Genomic DNA, 22,494 nt, shown 5'->3' on the forward strand with positions numbered 1-22,494 from the left:
TCGCCACCCCAGCGGAGTAATGCCCGCATAGTCAGTGGGCATTACCTCTACAGCGCCTACCAAAGGCCGGAGGAGGGCGGACCGCAATCGGGCAACCGCTGCCGATCGCTGCCCGTCATAGCCTTCTGCGGCCTACTGTTGAGATGTGCGCCTGCCGTGGCGCGGGCACCGCCGGCTGTGAGAGGGACGGGCATGAAACCCACCGACAGCGCCGAACCGGCCTCGCGGCTGCGCCGGGTCCCCCCGCCCGCGCTGCCGGCGGTCTGTGTCGTGATGGCCGCGCTCGCGCTCGCCACCGGAATCTGTTGGGCACTCAGCACCGGGCACGGCCTCTTTCCCGGCCGTGCCGTCGGCTGGTCGCTGGCGACCCTGACGGCGCTCATCGTCGCCCATCTCGTCGCCCTCGGCCGGGACCGCTGGTGGGGCGGCACCGGATCCGGCGCCGCCCTCACCCTCGCCGTCCTGATGCTCTACGGCTGGGTCCCCGCAGCCCTCATCAGCATCGCCGTCGTCACCCTCGTCGCCACCGCCCGCCGGCACCGCTGGCGACAGGCATTACTCCACGGCGCGGTCGACATCCTCGGCATCGTCGCCGCCGGTCTCGCCCTCGCCCTGTGCGGGACGGCCGCCACCGTCGAGGACCCCTGGCTCCCGGACACCTGGCAGCTCACCGACATCCCCCAGATCGCCGTCGCCGCCTTCCTCTACCTCGTCGTCACCCGCGCCCTGCTCTGGTACTCCATGGCCCCGCGCAACGGCGGCATCAGCAGCATCGCCCGTACGGCCCTGGTCCGGCAGGCCCTCGTCGGCGGCGCCCTCCTCGGCATCGCCCCGCTCATCGCCGTCGTCGCCGACCACGCGCCCCTGCTGCTGCCCCTCTTCGCCGTCCCGCTCATCGCGCTGGACTCCACCCTGTGGATCGCCCACGCCCGCGCCGAGGAACAGCTCCGCGACCCCCTCACCGGGCTGCCCAACCGCCAATGGCTGCTGGAGAGCACCTGGAACGCCCTCGACGAGGCCGAGCAGGCCGGTGACCGCGCCGCCCTCGTCCTCATCGACCTCGACCGCTTCCGGTCCGTCAACGACACCCTCGGCCACCTCGCCGGCGACCGGCTGCTGCTGCAGATAGCCGAGCGGCTGCGGCTCGCCCTGCCGCACGGCGCGGAGGCCGCCCGGCTCGGCGGCGACGAATTCGCCGTACTGCTGCCCACCACCGACTCCCTGACCAGCGCCCAGCGGGTGGCCCGGTCGCTGGTCGCCGCACTGGGCTCACCGCTCGACCTGGACGGCCTCACCCTCGTCCTCGAAGCCAGCGCCGGCGTCGCCGTCTACCCCGACCACGCCCTCGACGCGGAGGGGCTGCTGCGCCGCGCCGACGTGGCGATGTACCAGGCCAAGCGGGACCGCAGCGGAGTCGAGGTCTACGAGGCCCGCCGCGACGGCAACACCCCCGACCGGCTCGGCCTGTTGGGCGATCTGCGGCGCGCCCTGGACGCGGGCGACGTCGAGCTGCACTACCAGCCCAAGGTCGGCTTCGACGGACACGTCGCGGGGCTGGAGGCGCTGGTGCGCTGGGTGCACCCCGAGCGCGGCAGGGTCTCCCCGGACGAGTTCATCGCGATAGCCGAATCGTCCGGCCTGATGCCCCGGCTGACGGAGTACGTCCTGGAGACCGCCCTCGGGCAGGTCGCCAAGTGGCGGGCCATGGGCCTGGAGGTGCCCGTCGCGGTCAACGTCTCGCCGCGCGACGTCCACACCCCGGGCTTCGCGGGCTCGGTCGCCGCCCGCCTCGCCCGGCACGGTGTCCCCGCCGGATCGCTCCAGCTGGAAATAACGGAGCACGTCCTCCTGGAGGACCCGCAGCGTGCCGCCGACACCCTCGCCGGGCTCACCGGCCACGGCGTGAAGATGTCCCTCGACGACTTCGGCACCGGCTACTCCTCCCTCGTCCACCTGCGCCGCCTGCCGGTCAGCGAGCTCAAGATCGACCGTTCCTTCGTCGCCCGCCTCGCCATCGACAACGAGGACGCCGAGATCGTCCGCTGCACGCTGGACCTGGCCCACTCCCTCGGCCTGGTCGTCGTCGCCGAGGGCGTCGAGGACGACGAGACCTGGGAGCGCCTGCGGGACCTGGGCTGTGACGCGGTCCAGGGCTGGCTGGTCGCGGCGGCGATGCCGCCGGACGAGACGACGGCGTGGCTGCGCCTGCGCAGCGAAAGCGGTTGGCACCGCGAGGACGAACCCCTCCACGCCGCCACCGCGGCGGCGGCCGCGACGTCCACGGCCCCGGCGGAGGAAGAAGCGGACCAGCCCGTGACCTAGCGGTCGGGCTGGAAACGGCGGGTTGCGGTGCGGCTCCGCCGGGCGGAGGTAACGAGCGCCGACTCGCCGTCGGCAATGCCCCCCACCAACAGTCGGGCACCGCCGGACTGTGCCGTCGTGGGTGCGCGCGGTGGCGGCGGGAATGAGTGCCGGCTCGGCGTCGGCAATGCCCCCCGACCAGCAGTCGGGCACCGCCGGACTGTGCCGTCGTGGGTGCGCGCGGTGGCGGCGGGAATGAGTGCCGGCTCGGCGTCGGCAATGCCCCCCGACCAGCAGTCGGGCACCGCCGGACTGTGCCGTCGTGGGTGCGCGCGGTGGCGGCGGGAATGAGTGCCGGCTAGCCGTCGGCAATGCCCCCCACCAACAGTCGGGCACCGCCGGACTGCGCCGTCGTGGGTGCGCGCGGTGGCGGCGGGAATGCGTGTCTGGCCATGGGGACGTTCGCTGTGGTGGGGGATGGGGTGTCGCCGCACTGCTGGAGCGGGACGCCGTGACGGCGGCCGACCGGCGGTGGTGTCCGCCCCGCCGCGCGCAGCCGGACCGTACCCGCAGCCCGCCGCAGGCGACCCGCGCGGTAGCGCGCTTCCCTCCCCGGAGGCCCGGAAATCGGCACCGGCACAGCGCCCAGCGAAACCGTTTCGCGGGCAGTGCTCGCCGCGCCATAGGATTGGGCGCAATAACCCGCCCAGAACCGTCACGAACCCTGAGGATCGCCGCATGCCTGGCATCACGCGCGAGGAGGTCGCCCACCTCGCACGGCTGGCACGTCTGGAGCTGAAGGACGAAGAGCTCGACCACTTCGCCACGCAGCTCGACGACATCATCGGCGCGGTCGCCCGCGTTTCCGATGTGGCCGACGAGGACGTACCGCCGACGTCCCACCCGCTGCCGCTGACCAACGTCATGCGCTCGGACGACGTCCGTCCGTCGCTGACCCCGCAGGAGGCGCTGTCCGGCGCCCCGGCCCAGGAGCAGCAGCGTTTCAAGGTGCCGCAGATCCTGGGGGAGGACTGACATGACCGACCTGATCAAGCTCACCGCGGCCGAGATCGCCGCGAAGATCGCCTCGGGTGAGGTCACCGCCGTCCAGGTGACCGAGGCGCACCTGGCCCGGATCGAGGCCGTCGACGAGAAGGTGCACGCCTTCCTGCACGTCGACCGCGAGGGCGCGCTGGCCCAGGCGCGCGAGGTGGACGCCAAGCGCGAGCGCGGCGAGAAGCTCGGCCCGCTGGCCGGTGTGCCGCTGGCGCTCAAGGACATCTTCACCACCAAGGGGATCCCGACCACCGTCGGTTCCAAGATCCTCGAAGGCTGGATCCCGCCGTACGACGCGACGCTCACCCGCAAGCTCAAGGAAGCGGACGTCGTCATCCTCGGCAAGACCAACATGGACGAGTTCGCCATGGGGTCGTCGACGGAGAACAGCGCGTACGGCCCCACCGGCAACCCCTGGGACCTGACCAAGATCCCCGGCGGTTCCGGCGGCGGCTCCTCCGCCGCCCTCGCCTCCTACGAGGCCGCGCTCGCCATCGGCACGGACACCGGCGGCTCGATCCGCCAGCCCGCCGCCGTCACCGGCACCGTCGGCGTCAAGCCGACCTACGGCGCCGTCTCCCGCTACGGCATGGTCGCCTTCTCCTCCTCCCTCGACCAGGGCGGGCCCTGCGCCCGCACGGTCCTGGACGCGGCCCTGCTGCACGAGGCCATCGCCGGCCACGACCCGCTGGACTCCACCTCCATCGACGCCCCGGTCCCGCCGGTCGTCGAGGCGGCGCGGAACGGCGACGTCAAGGGCATGCGCGTCGGCGTCGTCAAGCAGTTCCGCGGCGAGGGCTACCAGGCGGGTGTCCTGCAGCGCTTCGACGAGTCCGTGGAGCTGCTGAAGGAGCTCGGTGCCGAGGTCGTCGAGGTGGACTGCCCGTCCTTCGACCTGGCCCTGGCCGCGTACTACCTCATCGCGCCGTCCGAGTGCTCCTCCAACCTGGCCCGCTTCGACGCCATGCGCTACGGCCTGCGCGTCGGCGACGACGGCACGAAGTCCGCCGAGGAGGTCACCGCGCTCACCCGCGAGGCCGGCTTCGGCGACGAGGTGAAGCGCCGCGTCATCCTGGGTACGTACGCCCTCAGCTCCGGCTACTACGACGCGTACTACGGCTCCGCGCAGAAGGTCCGTACGCTCATCACGCGCGATTTCGAGAAGGCCTTCGGGGAGGGTGGTGTCGACGTGCTGATCTCGCCGACCACCCCGACCACGGCGTTCCCGATCGGCGAGCGGGCCGACGACCCGATGGCGATGTACCTCGCCGACCTGTGCACCATCCCGACCAACCTGGCCGGCAACGCCGCCATGTCGCTGCCCTGCGGTCTGGCGCCCGAGGACGGGATGCCGGTGGGTCTGCAGATCATCGCGCCCGCGATGGCCGACGACCGGCTCTACCGGGTCGGTGCCGCGGTCGAGGCCGCGTTCAACGCCCGCTGGGGTCACCCGCTGCTCGAGGAGGCACCGTCACTGTGAACACCGAAAAGGGCGGAAAGCTCGCGAAGGCCAAGGGCTTCAAGAAGTCCCGGCCCGGCACGTACCTGTCCATCGGCACCACGCTCTTCGGGGCTGTGAGCGTCATCAAGCAGGCGAAGAAGGCCCGCGGCGAGCAGGACACCCTGCAGCTCGTGGACGCCGTCGTCTCCGCCGCCGCCATCGCCACCGGTGTCGCCCTGCTCGTGCGCGAACTGCGCCGGATGAGCAGCGACGACGTCCTCGCGGACTGAGAGGTTAGTTTTCCGTGACCACCATTGATCTGGTGTCGTACGAGGACGCGCTGGCGTCCTACGACCCCGTCATGGGCCTCGAAGTCCATGTCGAGCTGGGCACCAGGACCAAGATGTTCTGCGGCTGCTCCACGGAGCTGGGCGCCGAGCCCAATGCGCAGACCTGCCCCACCTGCCTCGGCCTGCCCGGCTCGCTCCCGGTCGTCAACGCGATCGGCGTCGAGTCGGCCGTGAAGATCGGTCTCGCGCTGCACTGCGAGATCGCCGAGTGGTGCCGCTTCGCCCGGAAGAACTACTTCTATCCGGACATGCCGAAGAACTTCCAGACCTCCCAGTACGACGAGCCCATCGCCTTCAACGGCTACCTGGACGTCCAGCTGGAGGACGGCGAGATCTTCCGCGTGGAGATCGAGCGCGCCCACATGGAGGAGGACACCGGAAAGTCGCTGCACGTCGGCGGCGCCACCGGCCGTATCCACGGCGCGTCCCACTCCCTGCTCGACTACAACCGGGCCGGCATCCCGCTCATCGAGATCGTCACCAAGCCGATCGAGGGCGCGGGCGAGCGGGCCCCCGAGGTCGCCAAGGCCTACGTCGCCGAGCTGCGCGAGCTCATCAAGGCGCTCGGCGTCTCCGAGGCCCGCATGGAGCAGGGCCAGATGCGCTGCGACGTGAACCTGTCGCTGCGCCCGAACGGCACCGAGAAGTTCGGCACCCGCTCGGAGACGAAGAACGTCAACTCGCTGCGGAGCGTCGAGCGCGCCGCCCGCTTCGAGATCCAGCGGCACGCGGCGGTGCTGTCCTCCGGCGGCACGATCGTGCAGGAGACCCGGCACTTCCACGAGGAGGACGGGTCGACCACGGCGGGCCGCATCAAGGACAACGCCGAGGACTACCGCTACTTCCCCGAGCCGGACCTGGTGCCGGTCGCTCCCTCCCGGGAGTGGGTCGAGGAGCTCCGCAAGGGCCTGCCCGAGCTGCCGCGCGTGCGCCGTAACCGGCTGCGCGAGGAGTGGGGCGTCTCCGAGCACGACATGCAGTCCATCCTCAACGCCGGTGCCGTCGACCTGATCGTCGCCACCATCGACGCGGGCGCGGACGCCGCCTCCGCGCGCAAGTGGTGGATGGGCGAGCTGGCCCGCCGGGCGAACGAGGCCGGTACCGACCTCGCCGCCCTGGAGATCACCCCGGAGCAGGTCGCCCGGGTGTGCGCGCTGGTCGCCGAGGGCTCCCTCAACGACAAGCTCGCCCGCCAGGTCATCGAGGGCGTGCTCGCGGGCGAGGGCGACCCCGACGCGGTCGTCGCCGGCCGCGGTCTCGCGGTCGTCTCCGACGAGGGCGCGCTGGGCACGGCCGTCGACGAGGCCATCGCGGCCAACGCGGGCATCGCCGACAAGATCCGCTCCGGCAAGGTCGCGGCGGCGGGCGCGCTCGTCGGCGCGGTCATGAAGGCCACCCGCGGTCAGGCGGACGCGGCGCGCGTCCGCGAGCTGATTCTTGAGCGGCTTGCCGCGAAAGAATAATCAGCACAGTCTCGAGAAGCTGGGCGTCGAGGGCTGATCCCCGCACCGCGTCCAGCAGCGCATACGTAGAACACCAGGCCGCCCCTCGCACCGAGGGGCGGCCTTTGTGCAGAGGCGTATTGGCCGGAATTGGTCGGTGTGGGGTGCGCATTCCGAATGGTCCGGCATGATCCCGGGCAACGGGCCGGATCCGGAGCCCGTACTCGAAGGCTGGGGGTAGCTGCATGCGACGGTGGAGTACAGCGCTGGCCGCACTGTTGTTGGCGGGCGCCGCAGTGGCGACGACGACGGCTCCGGCCTCGGCGTCCCGGACCGCGGCCAAGGCCCACCCGTCCTCGGCGATGTGCGAGGTCGGCTGGGGAAGCTACGGCAAGACCGGCGTCGACAGCTCGTACAAGCCGCTGACCGACGTGAGAACCGGGCGGCACGAGTGTTTCGACCGGATGGTTCTCGATATGGAGGGCGTGGGACACCGCCCGATCGGTTATCGCGTCGGTTACGTCGACTCGCTCGATCAGGACGGTTCCGGCGACGCCGTCCACGTCGCCGGCGGTGCGGTCCTGGAGATCCGGGTCGCGGCGCCCAGCTACGACCCGGCCACGGGCAGGGCGACCTACCGTGCGAAGGCGGGGCGGCGGCTGCCGGGCGTGGACGTCACCGGCTACCGCACCTTCAAGGACACCCGGTTCGTCGGCAGCTTCGAGGGCGACACCCAGCTCGGTCTGGGCGTCCGCGCCCGGCTGCCGTTCCGGGTCTTCCAGTGGGACCACCGCATCGTGATCGACGTCGCCCACCGGTGGGGCGTCCTGGACTGACGCGAACCGGAGGCGGCGGGACCGCCGACCGTTCGCGCGCCGACCCCGGGGGCCGGCCGGGGATCTTCCCGGCCGGCCCCCATCGGCATGCCCGGGAAACGGCCGCGCGCCCGGGAAACGCCGGGCGATGTCTGCTCCGTGCCTGGTCGGGGCAGGTCCGTCACCGGCTGGTACGCCCATTCGGCGCACTGTTAGCGCCTTGTGGGCTAACCCACAAAAGGGACAAATGATCTTTTCCGGCTGTCAGAGTTGCTCAGCAGAGGGCCCCCGATCAGTATCGGCAGCGGCCCATCCGCCCCAGTAGCCATGCGATCGGCACCACGGGATTTTCCCGGTGAGATCGACGCGATACCCGGGAAGCAGCGATTTTGACCTCACTTGCCCGGTGGTGCCTGCGCCGCCGTTTCGTCGTCATCGTGCTCTGGCTCGTCGCCCTCGCGGGCACGACCGCCGCCGCGACGCTGACGGGGTCCGCGTACTCCAACGACTACACCGTCCCCGGCACCGAGGCGTCCCGTGCCACCGCCCTCCTGGAGAAGGCGTTCCCCGGCCAGGGCGGCGACAGCGCCACCCTCGTCTGGCACACCGACCGGGGCACCGTACGGGCGGCCGACGTCGAGCAGCGCATGACCGACACCCTGCGCGAGGTCGCCGAGCTGCCCGGCGTGGCCTCGGTCAGCGGCCCGTACGGCAGCGACGGCGCGAGCCGGATCAGCGCCGACGGGCACACCGCCTACGCCTCCCTCGCCTTCGCGCGGACCTCCGGCCAGCTCGACAAGGCCGAGGTCCAGCGGGTGATCGACACCGCGCGGTCCGCCGCCACCGACAATCTGGACGTCGCGGTCGGCGGCAGCGCCGCCGGCGCCGCCGAGGGCAAGAGCGGCCACCTCAGCGAGATCATCGGCGTCGTCATCGCCGCCGTCGTGCTCTTCCTCGTCTTCGGCTCGCTGGCCGCGAGCCTGCTGCCCATCGCCACCGCCCTCGTGGGCGTGGGCACCGCCGCCATGGGCACCGTCCTGCTCGGCCATCTGATGTCCGTCGCGGACTTCGCCCCCATGCTGGGCACCCTCATCGGGCTCGGGGTGGGCATCGACTACGCCCTGTTCATCGTCACCCGGCACCGCCGCGGCCTGCGGGCCGGGCTCCCGGTGCACGTCGCCGCGGAACGGGCCGTCGCCACCACCGGGCGGGCCGTGGTCTTCGCCGGCGGCACCGTGTGCGTCGCCCTGCTCGGCATGCTCATCCTGCGGCTCAGCTTCCTCAACGGCGTCGCCATCGCCGCCTCGCTGACCGTCGTCCTCACCGTCGCCGCCTCCGTCACCCTGCTGCCCGCCCTCCTCGGGGTCATCGGGCCGCGGGCGCTGAGCCGCCGCGAGCGCCGCCGGCTGGCCGAGCACGGCCCCCGGCCGGAGATCCCCACCGGACTCGCCGCCCGCTGGTCCGCGTTCGTCGAGCGCCACCCCAAGCTGCTGGGCACCCTCGCCGCCGCCGTCATGCTGGTGCTGGCCCTGCCCACGGCCTCCCTCCACCTGGGCACCTCCGACCAGGGCAACAACCCGGCGACCTCCTCCACCCGCCAGGCGTACGACATGCTCGGCGAGGGCTTCGGCCCCGGCGTCAACGGCCCGCTCACCCTCGTCGCCGACCTCGACGGCGCTGCCGACCGGCTCGCCTTCGACCAGCTGCCGGGCACCCTCCGGCAGACCGAGGGCGTCGCCTCCGTCAGCTCCTCCACCCTCAGCGGCAGCGGCGACACCGGTGTCATCACCGTCATCCCCACCGCCTCCCCGCAGTCCACCGACACCAGTGACCTCGTCGAGCGGCTGCGCGCCGAGGTCCTGCCCAAGGCCACCGCCACCACCGGCATGGACGTCCACGTCGGCGGGGTGACCGCGAGCTACGACGACTTCGCCAAGGTCATCCTCGCCAAGCTGCCGCTGTTCGTCGGCGCGGTCGTCGGCCTCGGCTGCGTCCTGCTGCTCCTGGCCTTCCGCAGCATCGGCATCCCGCTCAAGGCCGCCGCGATGAACATCGCCGCCGTCGCCTCCTCCTTCGGCGTCGTCACCGCGATGTTCCAGTGGGGCTGGGGCAGCGAGCTGCTCGGCCTCGGGGCCGCGGGCCCGATCGAGCCGTTCCTGCCGGTCGTGATGGTCTCCGTGCTCTTCGGGCTCTCCATGGACTACCAGGTCTTCCTGGTCAGCCGGATGTACGAGGAGTGGCTCGCCACCCGCGACAACACCCGGGCCGTCCGCGTCGGTCTCGCCGAGACCAGCCGCGTCATCAACTCCGCCGCGGTCATCATGATCGCCGTGTTCCTGGCCTTCGTCCTCAGCGGCGACCGCGTCATCGCGATGTTCGGCATCGGACTGGCCTCCGCCGTCGCCCTGGACGCCTTCGTCCTGCGGACCCTGCTGGTCCCGGCCCTCATGCACATGCTGGGCGGCGCCAACTGGTGGCTGCCGAAGTGGCTGGACCGCAGGCTGCCGCGCATCAGCATCGAACCGTCCGAGGACAGCGCGGCTGTCCCGGCGAGCCCGGTGGGACCGATGGACCTCATCCCGGTCCCGGCCGCGGCCGCGTCCGCCAAGGTCCCCTCCAAAGCCCTCTGAGCAGGGCCGGAGGCATACCTAAGGCCCCCCTGGGGCCGTAGATGAGGCAGTCGCCCGATGTGCGCGACCCCCCTGGGGGACGAAGCTTCTCGTGGGCCAGGAAACGGCCCGGCAGAACCGAGAAGCCCGTCATCACCAGGGGGAAACCACCATGTTCGACTTCAACCTCGCCCTCCACCACTTCCGCGCCGCCGACTTCGCCCGTGACGCCGCCGAGCACCGGCTGGCCCACGAGGCCCGGCTCGCCGCCCGGACCGAGGACGCCCGCAGGACCCGTCAGGGACGCCGGGAAGCCGAGGGGCGGGTGAGGACCACCGGCACCTGGCGCCTCGCCCGCCGCCACGGCCGGACCCACCGCGCCACCGCCTGAGCACCGTGGCAGCGCCCCTGCCCACGACGGCTCTGCCCACGGCGGCCGCACCCGCCCGCGGGCCTGTGGATATCCGTCCCCCGGTGTCGGACGGTTGTGCGATGCTCGGCACCGTGCAGAACACCAACGTCAGCCCCGTGTTCGTCGGCCGTACCGACGAACTGGCCGCGCTCACCGACGCGCTCGCCCGTGCCGCCGACGGCGAGCCGCAGGCCCTGCTCGTCGGCGGCGAGGCCGGCGTGGGCAAGACCCGGCTCGTCGAGGAGTTCCTGTCCGCCGCCGCGGCGGCCGGGGCGGTCACCGCGGTCGGCGGCTGCGTGGAGATCGGCGCGGACGGGCTGCCGTTCGCGCCCGTCTCCACCGCCCTGCGCGCCCTGCACCGCAAGCTCGGCGACGCCCTGGCCGTCGCCGCCGCCGGCCAGGAGGGCGAGCTGGCCCGACTGCTGCCGGAGCTGGGCGAGACGACCCGCGAGTCCCACGACGAGGACGGCCGCGCCCGGCTGTTCGAGCTGACCGCCCGGCTGCTGGAGCGGCTCACCGCCGACCGCACGCTCGTCCTCGCCATCGAGGACCTGCACTGGGCCGACCGCTCCACCCGCGAACTCCTCGGCTATCTCTTCCGCTCGCTGCAGACCGCCCGGCTGGTCATCGTCGCCACCTACCGCTCCGACGACATCCACCGCCGCCACCCGCTGCGCCCCTTCCTCGCCGAACTCGACCGCACCCGCAGCGTGCACCGCGTCGAGCTCTCCCGCTTCACCCGCGCCGAAGTGGGCGCCCAGCTCACCGGCATCAGCGGCGCCCGCCCCGACCGCGAGCTCCTCGACCGGATCTTCGAGCGCTCCGACGGCAACGCCTTCTTCGTCGAGGAGATCGTCGCCTCGCTCTCCTGCGGCTGTTCCACCGGACTCAGCGAGTCCCTCCGCGACCTGCTGCTCGTCCGCGTCGAGGCGCTGCCCGACGCTGTGCAGCGCGTGATCCGCATCGCCGCCGAGGGCGGCTCCACCGTCGAATACGAACTGCTGCGCGCCGTCACCGGCCTCGGCGAGGACGAGCTGATCGAAGCGCTGCGCACGGCCGTCGGCGCCAACATCCTGCTCCCCACCCCCGACGGCGACGGCTACCGCTTCCGGCACGCCCTCGTGCGCGAGGCCGTCGTGGACGACCTGCTGCCCGGCGAGCGCTCCCGGCTCAACCGCCGCTACGCCGAGGCGCTCGAGGCCGCGCCGGGGATCGTCCGGGCCGACGAACGCCCCGCCCGCCTGGCCAGCTACTGGTACCACGCCCACGATCCCGCCAAGGCGCTGCCCGCCGTGCTCGACGCGTCGGTGCGGGCCCGCGGCCGCTACGCCTACGCCGAGCAACTGCGGCTGCTGGAGCGCGCGCTGGAACTGTGGGAGGACGTACCGGCCGAGGTCCGCGAGCGCCAGCGCCCCGTCGACGACGCGGGCGTCTACCCGGCGTGCGGCTGCAGCGACGAGGCCCTGCGCCGGCTGGACCTGCTGGCCGAGACCGTCGTCGCCGCGCAGATGGCGGGCGACCGGGAGCGGGCCCTCGCGATCGTCAAGAGCGGGCTGCGGCTGCTCGACGAGCACAAGGAACCGCTGCGGGCCGCCTGGTTCCGCACCCAGCGCGGCAGGATGCTGGGAGCCCTCGGCCGGGGCGACGCCCGGGTGGAGTTCGCCCACGCGCAGGAGCTGGTGCGCGGGCTTCCGCCGTCCGCCGTGCACGCCGAGGTGCTGACGCAGGTCGCCGCCTGGGAGGCCACCCACACCCCGGGGCCGGGGAGCTACGGCATCGCCGAACGGGCCGTCGAGCTGTCCCGTCTCGTCGGCGCCGAGAGCACGGAGCTCAACGCCCGCCTCACCCTGGCCGGCCTGAAGATCGACGCCGGGGACGCGGAGGGCGGCATCGCCGAGATGCGCGCGGTCTGCGGCCGCGTCGTCGAGCTGGGCAACGTCCATGTGCTCGGCCGGTGCTACATCAACCTGGCCTCCGCCCTGGAGGGCGTGGGCCGGTCGGCGGAGGCCGTCGAGGTGGCGACCGAGGGGGCCCGGGAACTGTGCCGCTTCGGCCTGCCCGACGCCCGTTCCTGGGTGTTCGGGAACGCGTCGGAGTCCCTGTTCTCGCTCGGCCGCTGGGAGGAGTCGGAGGAGGCCGCCCGCGAGTGCCTGCGCATCGCCCAGAGCCTCAAGTCACGCGGCATCGCTGCCAGCCGCTTCACCCGGCTGGCACTGGTCCGCGGCCACTGGGAGCGGGCCGAGCGCGAGCTGGCCACCGCCCGTGAGCACTACGACGCCCACCAGCCGGAGCCGCAGCACACCATCCCCCTCGCCCGTTTCACCGTCGAGCTCGCCGCCGCCCGGGGCAGGATCGCCGAGGGCCGCGCGGCGCTGGACGGCGTCCTGGAGCAGGGGGTGAACCCGGCCGTCCAGCGCTACGTCTGGCCGCTCCTGGTCGCCGCCGCCACAGCCGAGGCCGACGCCCGCGGTCTGCCCGCCGCCGAGCCCGGCCGGGCCGGCGTGCTCGACCGGATCCGGGCCGGGGCCAAGCAGCTCGCCCGGGCCGTGCCCGTCTGGGACGCGTACGGGATCTTCCTGGAGGCCGAACTCCAGCGGGCCGAGGACGGCCGGCAGGACGCGGACCGCTGGGCGGACGCGGTGGCCGCCTTCGAGGCCACGGACCGCCCCTACGAGCTGGCCCGGGTCCGCTACCGCTGGGCCGAGGCCCTGCTCGCCACCGGCGGATCCGGCGCGGAGGCCGCCGCGAAGCCGCTGAGGGAGGCCTATGAGAGCGCCGAGCGGATCGGCGCCCGGCCGCTGCGCGAGGCGACGGAGCTGCTGGCCCGCCGCGCACGGCTGTCGCTCACCCCGGCCACCGCGGCGCCGCCGGCCGCCGAGGAGCCCGCGCCCGCCGAGTCGCTCGGCCTCACCCCGCGCGAGCGGGACGTCCTCCGGCTGGTCGCCCAGGGGCACAGCAACCGCCGGATAGCCGAGGAGCTGTTCATCTCGCCGAAGACGGCGAGCGTGCATGTGTCCAACATCCTCGCCAAGCTGGGCGTCTCGGGCCGTGGCGAGGCGGCGGCCCTGGCCCACCGGTTCCGGCTGTTCAGCCCTGCCGGGGCCGGATGACCACCTGACCGGACTCCAGGTCGATCGGGCCCTTGCCCGGGTCGGCGTCGCCGACGTCTTCGCGGACCAGCTCCAGCCGGTTCTGCTCCTCTTCCTCGTGCTTCCGCCCGGGTGCGAACAGTTCTTCGAAAACGTTGAACACGTCAACCCCCATCGCTCAACTGTCCCCGTCAGTGTAGGCAGACGGTGCGCGCGTCCCCCGGTACGCGAACCCGGCGGCGCCCTGGACCGTCAGCGCACCTTCAGCCGCAGCAGACGATCGTCCTGGTCACCGGGGGTGCCGCGGCCGTCGGTGTTGCTCGTCGTGAGCCACAGCCCGCCGTCGTCCGCCGCGACCACCGTGCGCAGCCGCCCGTACTCGCCCGGCAGGAACGGCTGCGGATCGGCGACCGGCCTGGCACCCGCCAGCGGGACCCGCCACAGCCGCTCGCCGCGCAGACCGGCGAGCCACAGCGAGCCCTGCGCGTAGGCGAGGCCGCTGGGGGAGGCGTCGGCGGTCTTCCACTGCGCGACCGGGTCCACATAGCCGCTCTTGCCGCCCTTGCCCTCGACGAGCGGCCAGCCGTAGTTCTTGCCCGGCTCGACGAGATTCAGCTCGTCCCAGGTGTCCTGGCCGAACTCCGCCGCCCACAGCCGCTTGTCCGCGTCCCACGCCAGGCCCTGCACATTGCGGTGGCCCAGGGAATAGACGACCGAGTCGGGCCACGGATTGCCCGGGGCGGGCCGCCCGTCCGGGGTCATGCGCAGGATCTTCCCGCCGAGCGACTCCCGGTCCTGGGACAGGCCGCGCCGCCCGCTCTCACCCGTACCGGCGTAGAGCATTTTGTCGGGGCCGAAGGCGATCCGGCCGCCGTTGTGGACGGTGCCCTTGGGGATGCCCCGGAAGACCGTGTTCGGTGCGCCGAGCCGGCGCCCCGCGGGCTTCCGCTCGTCGTAGAGCATGCTCGCGACGCGATTGTCGGACTCGGTGGTGAAGTAGGCGTACACCTGGTGATCGGTGTCGAAGTCGGCGCTCACGGCGAGGCCCAGCAGCCCGCCCTCGCCGCCCGGCGAGACGCCGGGCACCGAGCCCAGCTCGGTCTGCTTGCCGTCCTTCACCGCGACCCGGAAGATCTTCGCCGTGTCGCGGGAGGCCACCAGCAGATCCCCGTCGGGCAGCGTGGCCACGCCCCAGGGGGAGCCGAGCTTCGTGGTGAGCGTACGGACGACCTCGACCGAGCCCTTGGCCGGGGCGGGGGAGGCGGCGGCGGTGGGGGAGCCCGAAGGCCCGCCCGCCCCGGGGGACTTGGCCCCGGACGGCGTCCGGTCGCCGGAGGTGGTGACGCCGTCGGGGAGTTCACCGGTGGAGCAGCCCGTGGCGATCAGCAGCGCGGCGGCGGCCAGCGCGGCGGTGACGGCGGTACGGCGCACGGTTCGTTCCTCTCACGGGGACGGCCCGCCGGAGCGCGGCGCTCTCCTGTACTGCGTTCCTGTGTCCTGCGTTCCTCTGTACTGCTACTGCTGTCCTGCGTTCCTTATACACCGCACCGCGGCGGACCGCGCCGTACCCCAGGCGCCGCGCCGCCGCGGCGCCGCCGCCCGGCCCGCCCGGTCAGTACCAGGAGCCCAGCGCCCTCGGCAGCGCCGCCAGCTCCGCGAAGTCCTCCCCGGTGAGCCGCAGTTCGGCCGCCGCGGCGTTGTGCACCGCCCACCGCGCCTTCTTCGTGCCCGGTACGGGCACCACGTGCCGCCCCTGCGCCAGCACCCACGCCAGCGCGACCTGCGCGGCGGACGCGCCGTGGCGGTCCCCGACCCGGCGCAGCCCCGCCACGATCGGCTGGTTGGCGGCCATCATCTCCGCCGTGAAGCGCGGATGGCGGGCCCGGATGTCCTCCGGCTCGAAGCCCTGGCCCGGCGTGAGCGTGCCACTGAGGAAACCATTCCCCAGCGGCATCGCGGCCAGCAGCCCGACCCCTCGCGACGCGCACCACGGGACCAGCGTGTCCAGCGCCTCCCGCGACCACACCGACAGCTCGGCCTGCACACAGCTCACCGGGAAGACCTGCTGCACCCGCTCCAGCTGCCGGACCGTCGCGTCGTAGAGCCCCGCCCGGGACCGGCGGCGGGTGCGCGCCCCGATCGCGCACCATCCCAGCGCGCGGACCTTGCCGGCGGAGACCAGCTCCGCCATCGCGCCCCAGGTCTCCTCGACGGGCACCTCGGGGTCGGGCCGGTGGAGCTGGTAGAGGTCGATGACATCGGTCTGGAGGCGGCGCAGCGAGGCATCGCATGCCCGCTTCACATAGCCGGGGCGGCCGTTGGCGACGATGTGCTGCTCGCCCACCAGCAGCCCGCACTTGGTCGACACGAACGCCTCCGAGCGCCGCTCCCGCAGTACCCGCCCCACGAGCAGCTCATTGGTGAAGGGCCCGTACATATCGGCGGTGTCGAGCAGGCTCACTCCGGCGTCGAGCGCCGCGTGCACCGTGCGCAGGGCCCCCTCGCCGCTCTGCTGGGAGGCGGTGTACGCCCAGTGCATGGGCATGCACCCGAGGCCGATCGCGCCCACCTCGAGCGCCGTCGCACCGATTGTCCTGCGCTCCACCCGCCGTTCCCTCCCGTTCCTCGCCCCCAAACTAACCTCTGCGCTCCGGCCCGGTTCGCATAGCCTCCTGGCATGAGTGCAGATCACAGCGGTTCCGGGCGCCCACTGGCATGGCTGCCCCTCCACCCCGAGGAGATCGACGGGCTGCCCGCCGAACTCGACTACGCCTACTGGGCCGGGGTCTCGGACTTCCCCACCGACCCCGCCCGGTGCGTTTTCTACGGCGTCCCCTATCTGGCGCCCCCCGAGGTGTCCGCCCGTCCCCTGGCGCACATGCCGTGGCTACGGGTCGTGCAGACCCTGACCGCCGGCGTGGACGACATCCTGCCCGCCGTACCGCGGATGCCGTCGGGCACCCTGCTCTGCAACGCGCGCGGGCTGCACGACGCGAGCACCGCCGAGCTGGCCCTCGCGCTGACCCTCGCCGCCCTGCGGGACATCCCCGGCTTCGTACGGGCCCAGGACGCCGGGCAGTGGCGGCAGGGCTTCCGCCCGGCGCTCGCCGACAGCTCCGTGCTCATTGTGGGTTACGGCTCGATCGGCAGTGCGATCGAAGACCGGCTCGCGCCCTTTGAGTGCGCGCGGGTGGCGCGCGTCGCGCGCTCCGCGCGTAACACCGCGCGCGGTCCGGTGCATCCGGTCGCCTCCCTGCCCGAGTTGCTTCCCGACGCCGACGTGGTGATTCTCGCGACGCCGCTCACCGAGGAGACCCGGGGGCTCGTCAACGCGGGGTTCCTCGGCCGGATGAAGGACGGGGCCCTTCTGGTGAACGTCGCGCGCGGCGCCGTCGTGGACACCGAGGCGCTCCTCGCCGAGCTGGAGAGCGGGCGGCTGCGGGCCGCGCTGGACGTGACCGACCCCGAGCCGCTGCCCCCGGGACACCCGCTGTGGACCGCTCCGGGGACCCTCATCACCCCCCATGTGGGTGGTCCTTCGTCGGCGTTCCTGCCCCGCGCCAAGGCCCTGCTCCGCGATCAACTGGCCAGATTTGTACTGGACGAGCCTCTGCGAAATGTCGTAGTCAGCGCGGCGTAGCGGCACGTAGAGGTACCGTTTGACTGCACTGCGTATCCATAAACGCCCGCCTGATTACGCTGTGTATATGAGCTATGTCCCTGAGTGACGAGTCTGGTGTATCGTCCCGACCGGGGGCTGCGCCGCGCACCGTACGGCCGCAGCGAGGGACCGCGACTCGAGGGGGGCGACGGGCGATGCACGGCCAATGGACGATCTACCCGACGCGGCTCATGCGCCGATCACGACTCCGCCGCGCCGCGACCCCGGATCCACGGCTCCTTGGGAGCCCCCGGCCCGGGACGGCGGCGCGGTGAGCGCCCCCGGAGCGACGCTGCCCCGCCAGCCGGCCCCCGCCGGCTCCGGGCTGTGGTCCCAGCTCCTGCTGGCCCTGGTCTGCGGCGGCTACGCCACGGGCGCGGCCCTCGGCTGGGGCTCGCCCGAGCTGGCCCGCGTCATGGGCGACTTCGGCCTCAGCGCCGCCGCCGTCGTCGCCGCGATCTCCTGCTCCTGGTACAGCCGCACGCGCAACACCCGCTTCCGCCCCGCCTGGCTGCTCTTCGCCGCCTCCTCCGCGATGGCCGGCTTCGGCAACGCCGTCTGGGGCTGGTACGAGGTGATCCTGCGCCAGCCGGTGCCCACCCCGTCCCCCGCCGACTTCTGCTTCCTGCTCTTCGCGCCGCCCGCCATCATCGGCCTGCTGGTCCTCGCCCGCCGCCCGGTCACCCGGGCCGGCTGGGTCTGCCTCGCGCTCGACGCCTGGCTGATCGGCGGCTCCCTGCTCACGCTCTCCTGGAGCCTGGCGCTCGCGCACACCGCGCACTTCGAGGGCGAGACGGTGGCACACACCGCGCTCTCGCTGGCCTATCCGCTGCTCGACATCGTGCTGGTCTCGATGGTGCTGGCGCTGCACTTCCGCCGCTCCTCCGCCAACCGCTCCGCGATCAACACCGCCATCGCGGCCCTCGCCCTGACCGTCCTGTGCGACGCCCTGTTCACCTCGCCGCTGCTGAAGGTCAACTACCGCTCCGGCCAGATCCTCGACGCGGGCTGGTTCGCGGGCTACATGCTGATGGCGTACGCGCCCTGGGTGGCCCGCGAGAAGGGCGACGACACCGTGGGCCAGGCGGGCCAGGCCGGCCAGGCGGGGCAGACGGGCCAGGCGGGGCAGACGGGCCAGCACCCCAGCCGGCCCATCGCCGGCTCGCTCGCCGCCCTCACCCCGTATCTCGCCGCCGCCGTCTGCACGTTGGGCATCCTGTACAACGTCCTCGACGGCCACCAGGTCGACCGCGTCGTGCTCTTCACCGGCTGTACGGTCGTGCTGGCCCTCGTCATCCGGCAGGGCATCATGCTGCTGGACAACATCTCCCTCACCCAGGAGCTGGCGCAGAAGGAGAACCACTTCCGCTCCCTGGTCCAGGGCTCCAGCGACGTCATCATGATCGCCGCCCCCACCGGAATACTGCGCTACGTCAGCCCCGCCGCCGCCGGGGTCTACGGCCGCGACGCCGAGGAGCTGGTCGGCTCCGAGCTGGCCTCCCTCATCCACCCCGAGGACCTGGGCCGGGTCGTCCACGAGGTGCGCCGCTTCCTCGCCGCGCCACCCGCCGAGGAGCCCACCACCCGCATCGAGTGCCGCTTCCGCTCCGGCAGCGGCGACTGGCTCAATGTGGAGTCCACCGTCAACCGCCACCACGGCGGCCTCATCTTCAACAGCCGGGACGTCACCGAGCGGGTCCGCCTCCAGGCCCAGTTGCAGCACACGGCCGAGCACGACCCGCTCACCGACCTGCCCAACCGCGCCCTGTTCACCCGGCGCGTCCAGCAGGCCCTCGCCGGCCGCAGAGCGACCGACGCGGGCACCGCCGTGCTCTTCATCGACCTCGACGGCTTCAAGGCGGTCAACGACACCGTCGGCCACCAGGCGGGTGACGAGCTGCTCGTCCAGGCGGCCCGCCGGCTCCAGGAGTCGGTACGGGCCGGGGACAGCACCGCCCGGTTCGGGGGCGACGAGTTCGCCGCGCTGATCATCGGTGACGGCACCCGCGACCCCGCCGCCCGCGAGTACCGCATCCACGAGATCGCCGACCGGCTGCGGCTCACCCTCTCCCAGCCCTACAAGGTGGAGGGCGGTCAGGAGGTCCGCGTCGCCGCCAGCATCGGCGTCGCCTTCGCCGAGCCCGGCATCACCCCCGGCGGTCTGATGCGCAACGCCGACCTCGCGATGTACCGCGCGAAGCAGGCCGGAAAGGGCCGCGTCGAGCTGTACGCACCGCAGATGCAGGCCGACGTCGTGCGCCGCGCCGAGCTGGCCACCCGGCTGCGCACCGCCCTGCACGACGGCGAGTTCGCCCTGCTGCACCAGCCCGTGGTGGAGCTGTCGACCGGCCGGATCACCGCGGTCGCCGCACAGCCCCGCTGGCGCTCGACCCAGGGCATCCTCTTCACCCCCGCCGAGTTCCTCCGGGTGGCCGAGATGGAGCGGGCCGACGAGAGCGCCCGCACCGCCGAGCTCGGCCGCTGGACGCTGGAGAAGGCGCTCGAGCACGCCGCACAGCGCCGTCTCGCGGGCTACGGCGTGCCCGTCTACGTCCGGCTCTCCGGCGCCCGGCTGCTGGACAAGTCGCAGCCCCCGAAGAATCTGGAGGCGCTGCTCATCCGGCACGCCCTGCCCACCGGCGCGCTCACCCTGGAGCTGTCCGGCAGCGATCCGCGGATCCCGCTGGACGAGCTGGAGCGACGGCTGGTCGCCCTGCGCCGCTTCGGTGTGCGCATCGCCCTGGACGGCTTCGGCAGCGGATACGCAGCGATCAGCGCGCTGCGCAGGCTCCCGATCGATGTGCTCAAGATCGACCGGGGGCTGGTCGAAGGCGTCATCGAGTCCCCCCGGCTGCACAAGATCACCGCCGGGCTGCTGAAGATCGCGGACGACCTCGGAATGCAGTCCGTCGCCGAGGGCGTGGACGTGCCCGAGCAGGCGCACGCCCTGCGCACCATGGGCTGCACCCACGGGCTGGGCGCCGCCTTCGCCGGCCCCGTCGACGAGCACCGGCTGCGCCACGCCCTCGACCGGGGCGCGTACGCCGTGCCGGCCGCCGCATCCGTTCCGGTGGAAGACGCGGAACAGGTGCTCGTCGGGGGTTCGCTGCCCGTACGATCCGGAGCGGCGGGCGGCGCGGGCTCCCTCGCGCATGCTCCATTGCGCTCAAATAATGAGACGCCCGTCCCACCCACTTGACACCTCGTGGGCGGCGGGGGGAGGGTCAGTGCCATGCGCACCCGAATTCTCGTACTTGGAAAGCGCGTCGGCTGAAGCAGGCCAGCATCTTGATCCCTGCTGACCACACCGACGCGCTCCCCTCGCTTGCCTCCCGGCACGAGGGGTTTTTTGTTGCACCGGCACCTCGCAGACCCCCACAAATCACCGTCGTATTTCCATCGAATCCGTCGAAATCGCCGAATCCTTCGAGAAGAGAAGTCGATGACCGAGCAGGCCACCGGGGCCCATCATCCGCAGCCGCGGGCCCGTAGCGGCGGGGCGCAGCAGCAGCCCGCCACCGTCGAGCACGTCACGGGTGCGCAGTCCCTCATCCGCGCGCTGGAGGAGGTCGGGGCCGACATCGTGTTCGGCATTCCGGGCGGTGCGATCCTCCCCGCGTACGACCCGATGATGGACTCCTCGAAGGTCCGCCACGTCCTGGTGCGCCACGAGCAGGGGGCGGGTCACGCGGCCACCGGATACGCGCAGGCCACCGGCAAGGTCGGGGTGTGCATGGCCACTTCGGGCCCCGGCGCGACCAACCTCGTCACCCCGATCGCCGACGCCCACATGGACTCCGTCCCGCTGGTCGCCATCACCGGTCAGGTCGCCTCCAAGTCGATCGGTACGGACGCCTTCCAGGAGGCGGACATCTGCGGCATCACCATGCCGATCACCAAGCACAACTGGCTGGTCACCGACCCGGCGGAGATCCCCCGGACCATCGCCGAGGCGTTCCACGTCGCCTCCACCGGCCGGCCCGGCCCGGTGCTCGTCGACATCGCCAAGGACGCCCTCCAGGCCCAGACCACCTTCGTCTGGCCGCCGCACACCGACCTGCCCGGCTACCGCCCGGTCACCAAGCCGCACGCCAAGCAGATCCGCGAGGCGGCCAAGCTGATCACGCAGGCCAGACGGCCGGTGCTCTACGTCGGCGGCGGTGTGATGAAGGCCCGCGCCACGGCCGAGCTGAAGGTCCTCGCCGAGCTGACCGGCGCCCCCGTCACCACCACCCTGATGGCGCTGGGCTCCTTCCCCGACAGCCACCCGCTGCACGTCGGCATGCCGGGCATGCACGGCGCGGTCGCCGCCGTCACCGCCCTGCAGAAGGCGGATCTGATCGTCGCCCTCGGCGCGCGGTTCGACGACCGCGTCACCGGCAAGCTCGACTCGTTCGCCCCCTACGCCAAGATCGTCCACGCGGACATCGACCCCGCCGAGATCGGCAAGAACCGCGCCGCCGACGTCCCCATCGTCGGTGACGCCCGCGAGGTCATCGCGGATCTGATCGTCGCCCTCCAGGCGGAGCACGCCGCCGGTCACCAGGGTGACTACGACGCCTGGTGGACCGACCTCAACCGCTGGCGCGACACCTACCCGCTCGGCTACGACCAGCCCGAGGACGGCAGCCTCTCCCCGCAGCAGGTCATCCAGCGCATCGGGCAACTCGCCCCGGAGGGCACCATCTACGCGGCCGGCGTCGGCCAGCACCAGATGTGGGCCTCGCACTTCATCGACTACGAACAGCCCGCCACCTGGCTGAACTCCGGCGGCGCCGGGACGATGGGATACGCGGTCCCGGCCGCCATGGGCGCCAAGGCCGGGGTGCCCGAGCGCACGGTGTGGGCCATCGACGGCGACGGCTGCTTCCAGATGACCAACCAGGAACTGGTCACCTGCGCGCTGAACAACATCCCGATCAAGGTCGCGATCATCAACAACGGCGCGCTCGGGATGGTCCGCCAGTGGCAGACCCTCTTCTACAACCAGCGCTACTCCAACACCGTCCTGCACTCCGGCCCCGGGCACGACGGCAAGGAGGCGGCCGCCGGCACCCGGGTCCCGGACTTCGTCAAGCTGTCGGAGGCCATGGGCTGCGTGGGGCTGCGCTGTGAGGACCCGGCCCAGCTCGACGCCGTCATCGAGCAGGCCAACGCCATCAACGACCGCCCCGTCGTGGTGGACTTCATCGTCCACCAGGACGCCATGGTCTGGCCGATGGTCGCCGCCGGCACCTCCAACGACGAGATCCTCGCGGCGCGCGGCGTCCGCCCGGACTTCGGCGACAACGAGGACGACTGATGACCGTGGGGACTCC

General features: G+C 72.5%; 15 protein-coding genes. 12 read left to right on the forward strand and 3 right to left on the reverse strand.

The annotated features are described in order from the left end of the window. The first annotated feature begins 192 nt into the window (after positions 1-192). The 9 genes from JO379_RS24150 to JO379_RS24190 all read left to right on the forward strand — a co-directional run bounded on the left by JO379_RS24150 (position 193) and on the right by JO379_RS24190 (position 13,536). Complete coding sequence (locus JO379_RS24150; protein WP_130880052.1) at positions 193-2,322, forward strand: putative bifunctional diguanylate cyclase/phosphodiesterase; 2,130 nt, start codon at positions 193-195, stop codon at positions 2,320-2,322. Positions 2,323-3,039: 717 nt separating this feature from the next. Beyond that, positions 3,040-3,336: an Asp-tRNA(Asn)/Glu-tRNA(Gln) amidotransferase subunit GatC gene (gene gatC, locus JO379_RS24155; RefSeq protein WP_130880053.1), complete on the forward strand. Its 297-nt coding sequence runs from the start codon at positions 3,040-3,042 to the stop codon at positions 3,334-3,336. A 1-nt stretch (position 3,337) separates the two neighbouring features. Beyond that, entirely contained in the window at positions 3,338-4,837 is a 1,500-nt protein-coding gene (gatA, locus tag JO379_RS24160; RefSeq protein WP_209516965.1) for an Asp-tRNA(Asn)/Glu-tRNA(Gln) amidotransferase subunit GatA, read from the forward strand. After that, positions 4,834-5,088 (forward strand): hypothetical protein, encoded by a 255-nt coding sequence (locus JO379_RS24165; RefSeq protein WP_130880055.1) that lies wholly within the window; start codon positions 4,834-4,836, stop codon positions 5,086-5,088. Before gatA ends, JO379_RS24165 begins: the two co-directional genes overlap by 4 nt. 14 nt (positions 5,089-5,102) lie before the next feature. Next, on the forward strand, positions 5,103-6,611 hold the full coding sequence (gatB, locus tag JO379_RS24170) for an Asp-tRNA(Asn)/Glu-tRNA(Gln) amidotransferase subunit GatB (protein ID WP_130880056.1): 1,509 nt from the start codon (positions 5,103-5,105) through the stop codon (positions 6,609-6,611). 224 nt (positions 6,612-6,835) lie between these two features. After that, positions 6,836-7,426, forward strand: a complete 591-nt coding sequence (locus JO379_RS24175) for an AMIN-like domain-containing (lipo)protein (RefSeq protein WP_209516969.1) — start codon at positions 6,836-6,838, stop codon at positions 7,424-7,426. 368 nt (positions 7,427-7,794) lie between these two features. After that, positions 7,795-10,035 carry an MMPL family transporter gene (locus tag JO379_RS24180; protein ID WP_209516973.1) on the forward strand — a complete coding sequence of 747 codons (2,241 nt, stop codon included), beginning with the start codon at positions 7,795-7,797 and terminating at the stop codon, positions 10,033-10,035. Positions 10,036-10,186: 151 nt separating this feature from the next. Further along, positions 10,187-10,405 carry a hypothetical protein gene (locus tag JO379_RS24185; protein ID WP_130880059.1) on the forward strand — a complete coding sequence of 73 codons (219 nt, stop codon included), beginning with the start codon at positions 10,187-10,189 and terminating at the stop codon, positions 10,403-10,405. A gap of 101 nt (positions 10,406-10,506) precedes the next feature. Then, complete coding sequence (locus JO379_RS24190; RefSeq protein ID WP_209516976.1) at positions 10,507-13,536, forward strand: helix-turn-helix transcriptional regulator; 3,030 nt, start codon at positions 10,507-10,509, stop codon at positions 13,534-13,536. Here JO379_RS24190 and JO379_RS24195 read toward each other — a convergent pair. From JO379_RS24195 to JO379_RS24205, 3 genes are all read right to left on the reverse strand, one after another. Then, the gene (locus JO379_RS24195; protein WP_165451581.1) at positions 13,514-13,690 is read right to left on the reverse strand and encodes a DUF6191 domain-containing protein; all 177 of its coding nucleotides are present in this window, start codon (positions 13,688-13,690) and stop codon (positions 13,514-13,516) included. The two genes, JO379_RS24190 and JO379_RS24195, sit on opposite strands and share 23 nt — an antisense overlap. A gap of 77 nt (positions 13,691-13,767) precedes the next feature. After that, positions 13,768-14,946 (reverse strand): PQQ-dependent sugar dehydrogenase, encoded by a 1,179-nt coding sequence (locus JO379_RS24200; RefSeq protein WP_209516979.1) that lies wholly within the window; start codon positions 14,944-14,946, stop codon positions 13,768-13,770. Between the two features lie 181 nt (positions 14,947-15,127). Then, on the reverse strand, positions 15,128-16,120 hold the full coding sequence (locus JO379_RS24205; RefSeq protein WP_209516982.1) for an aldo/keto reductase: 993 nt from the start codon (positions 16,118-16,120) through the stop codon (positions 15,128-15,130). A gap of 72 nt (positions 16,121-16,192) precedes the next feature. On the opposite strand from JO379_RS24205, the gene JO379_RS24210 reads away from it, so the two are divergent. The 3 genes from JO379_RS24210 (at position 16,193) to JO379_RS24220 (ending at position 22,478) form a co-directional block, all read left to right on the forward strand. Beyond that, the gene (locus JO379_RS24210) at positions 16,193-17,155 is read left to right on the forward strand and encodes a 2-hydroxyacid dehydrogenase (protein ID WP_209516985.1); all 963 of its coding nucleotides are present in this window, start codon (positions 16,193-16,195) and stop codon (positions 17,153-17,155) included. Positions 17,156-17,447: 292 nt separating this feature from the next. Further along, positions 17,448-20,375, forward strand: a complete 2,928-nt coding sequence (locus JO379_RS24215) for a putative bifunctional diguanylate cyclase/phosphodiesterase (RefSeq protein ID WP_307842219.1) — start codon at positions 17,448-17,450, stop codon at positions 20,373-20,375. A 243-nt stretch (positions 20,376-20,618) separates the two neighbouring features. Beyond that, on the forward strand, positions 20,619-22,478 hold the full coding sequence (locus JO379_RS24220) for an acetolactate synthase large subunit (RefSeq protein WP_130880066.1): 1,860 nt from the start codon (positions 20,619-20,621) through the stop codon (positions 22,476-22,478). The last annotated feature ends 16 nt before the right edge of the window (positions 22,479-22,494 follow it).

The sequence above is a fragment of the Streptomyces syringium genome, assembly GCF_017876625.1.
GTDB classification, from domain to species: Bacteria; Actinomycetota; Actinomycetes; order Streptomycetales; family Streptomycetaceae; genus Streptomyces; species Streptomyces syringius.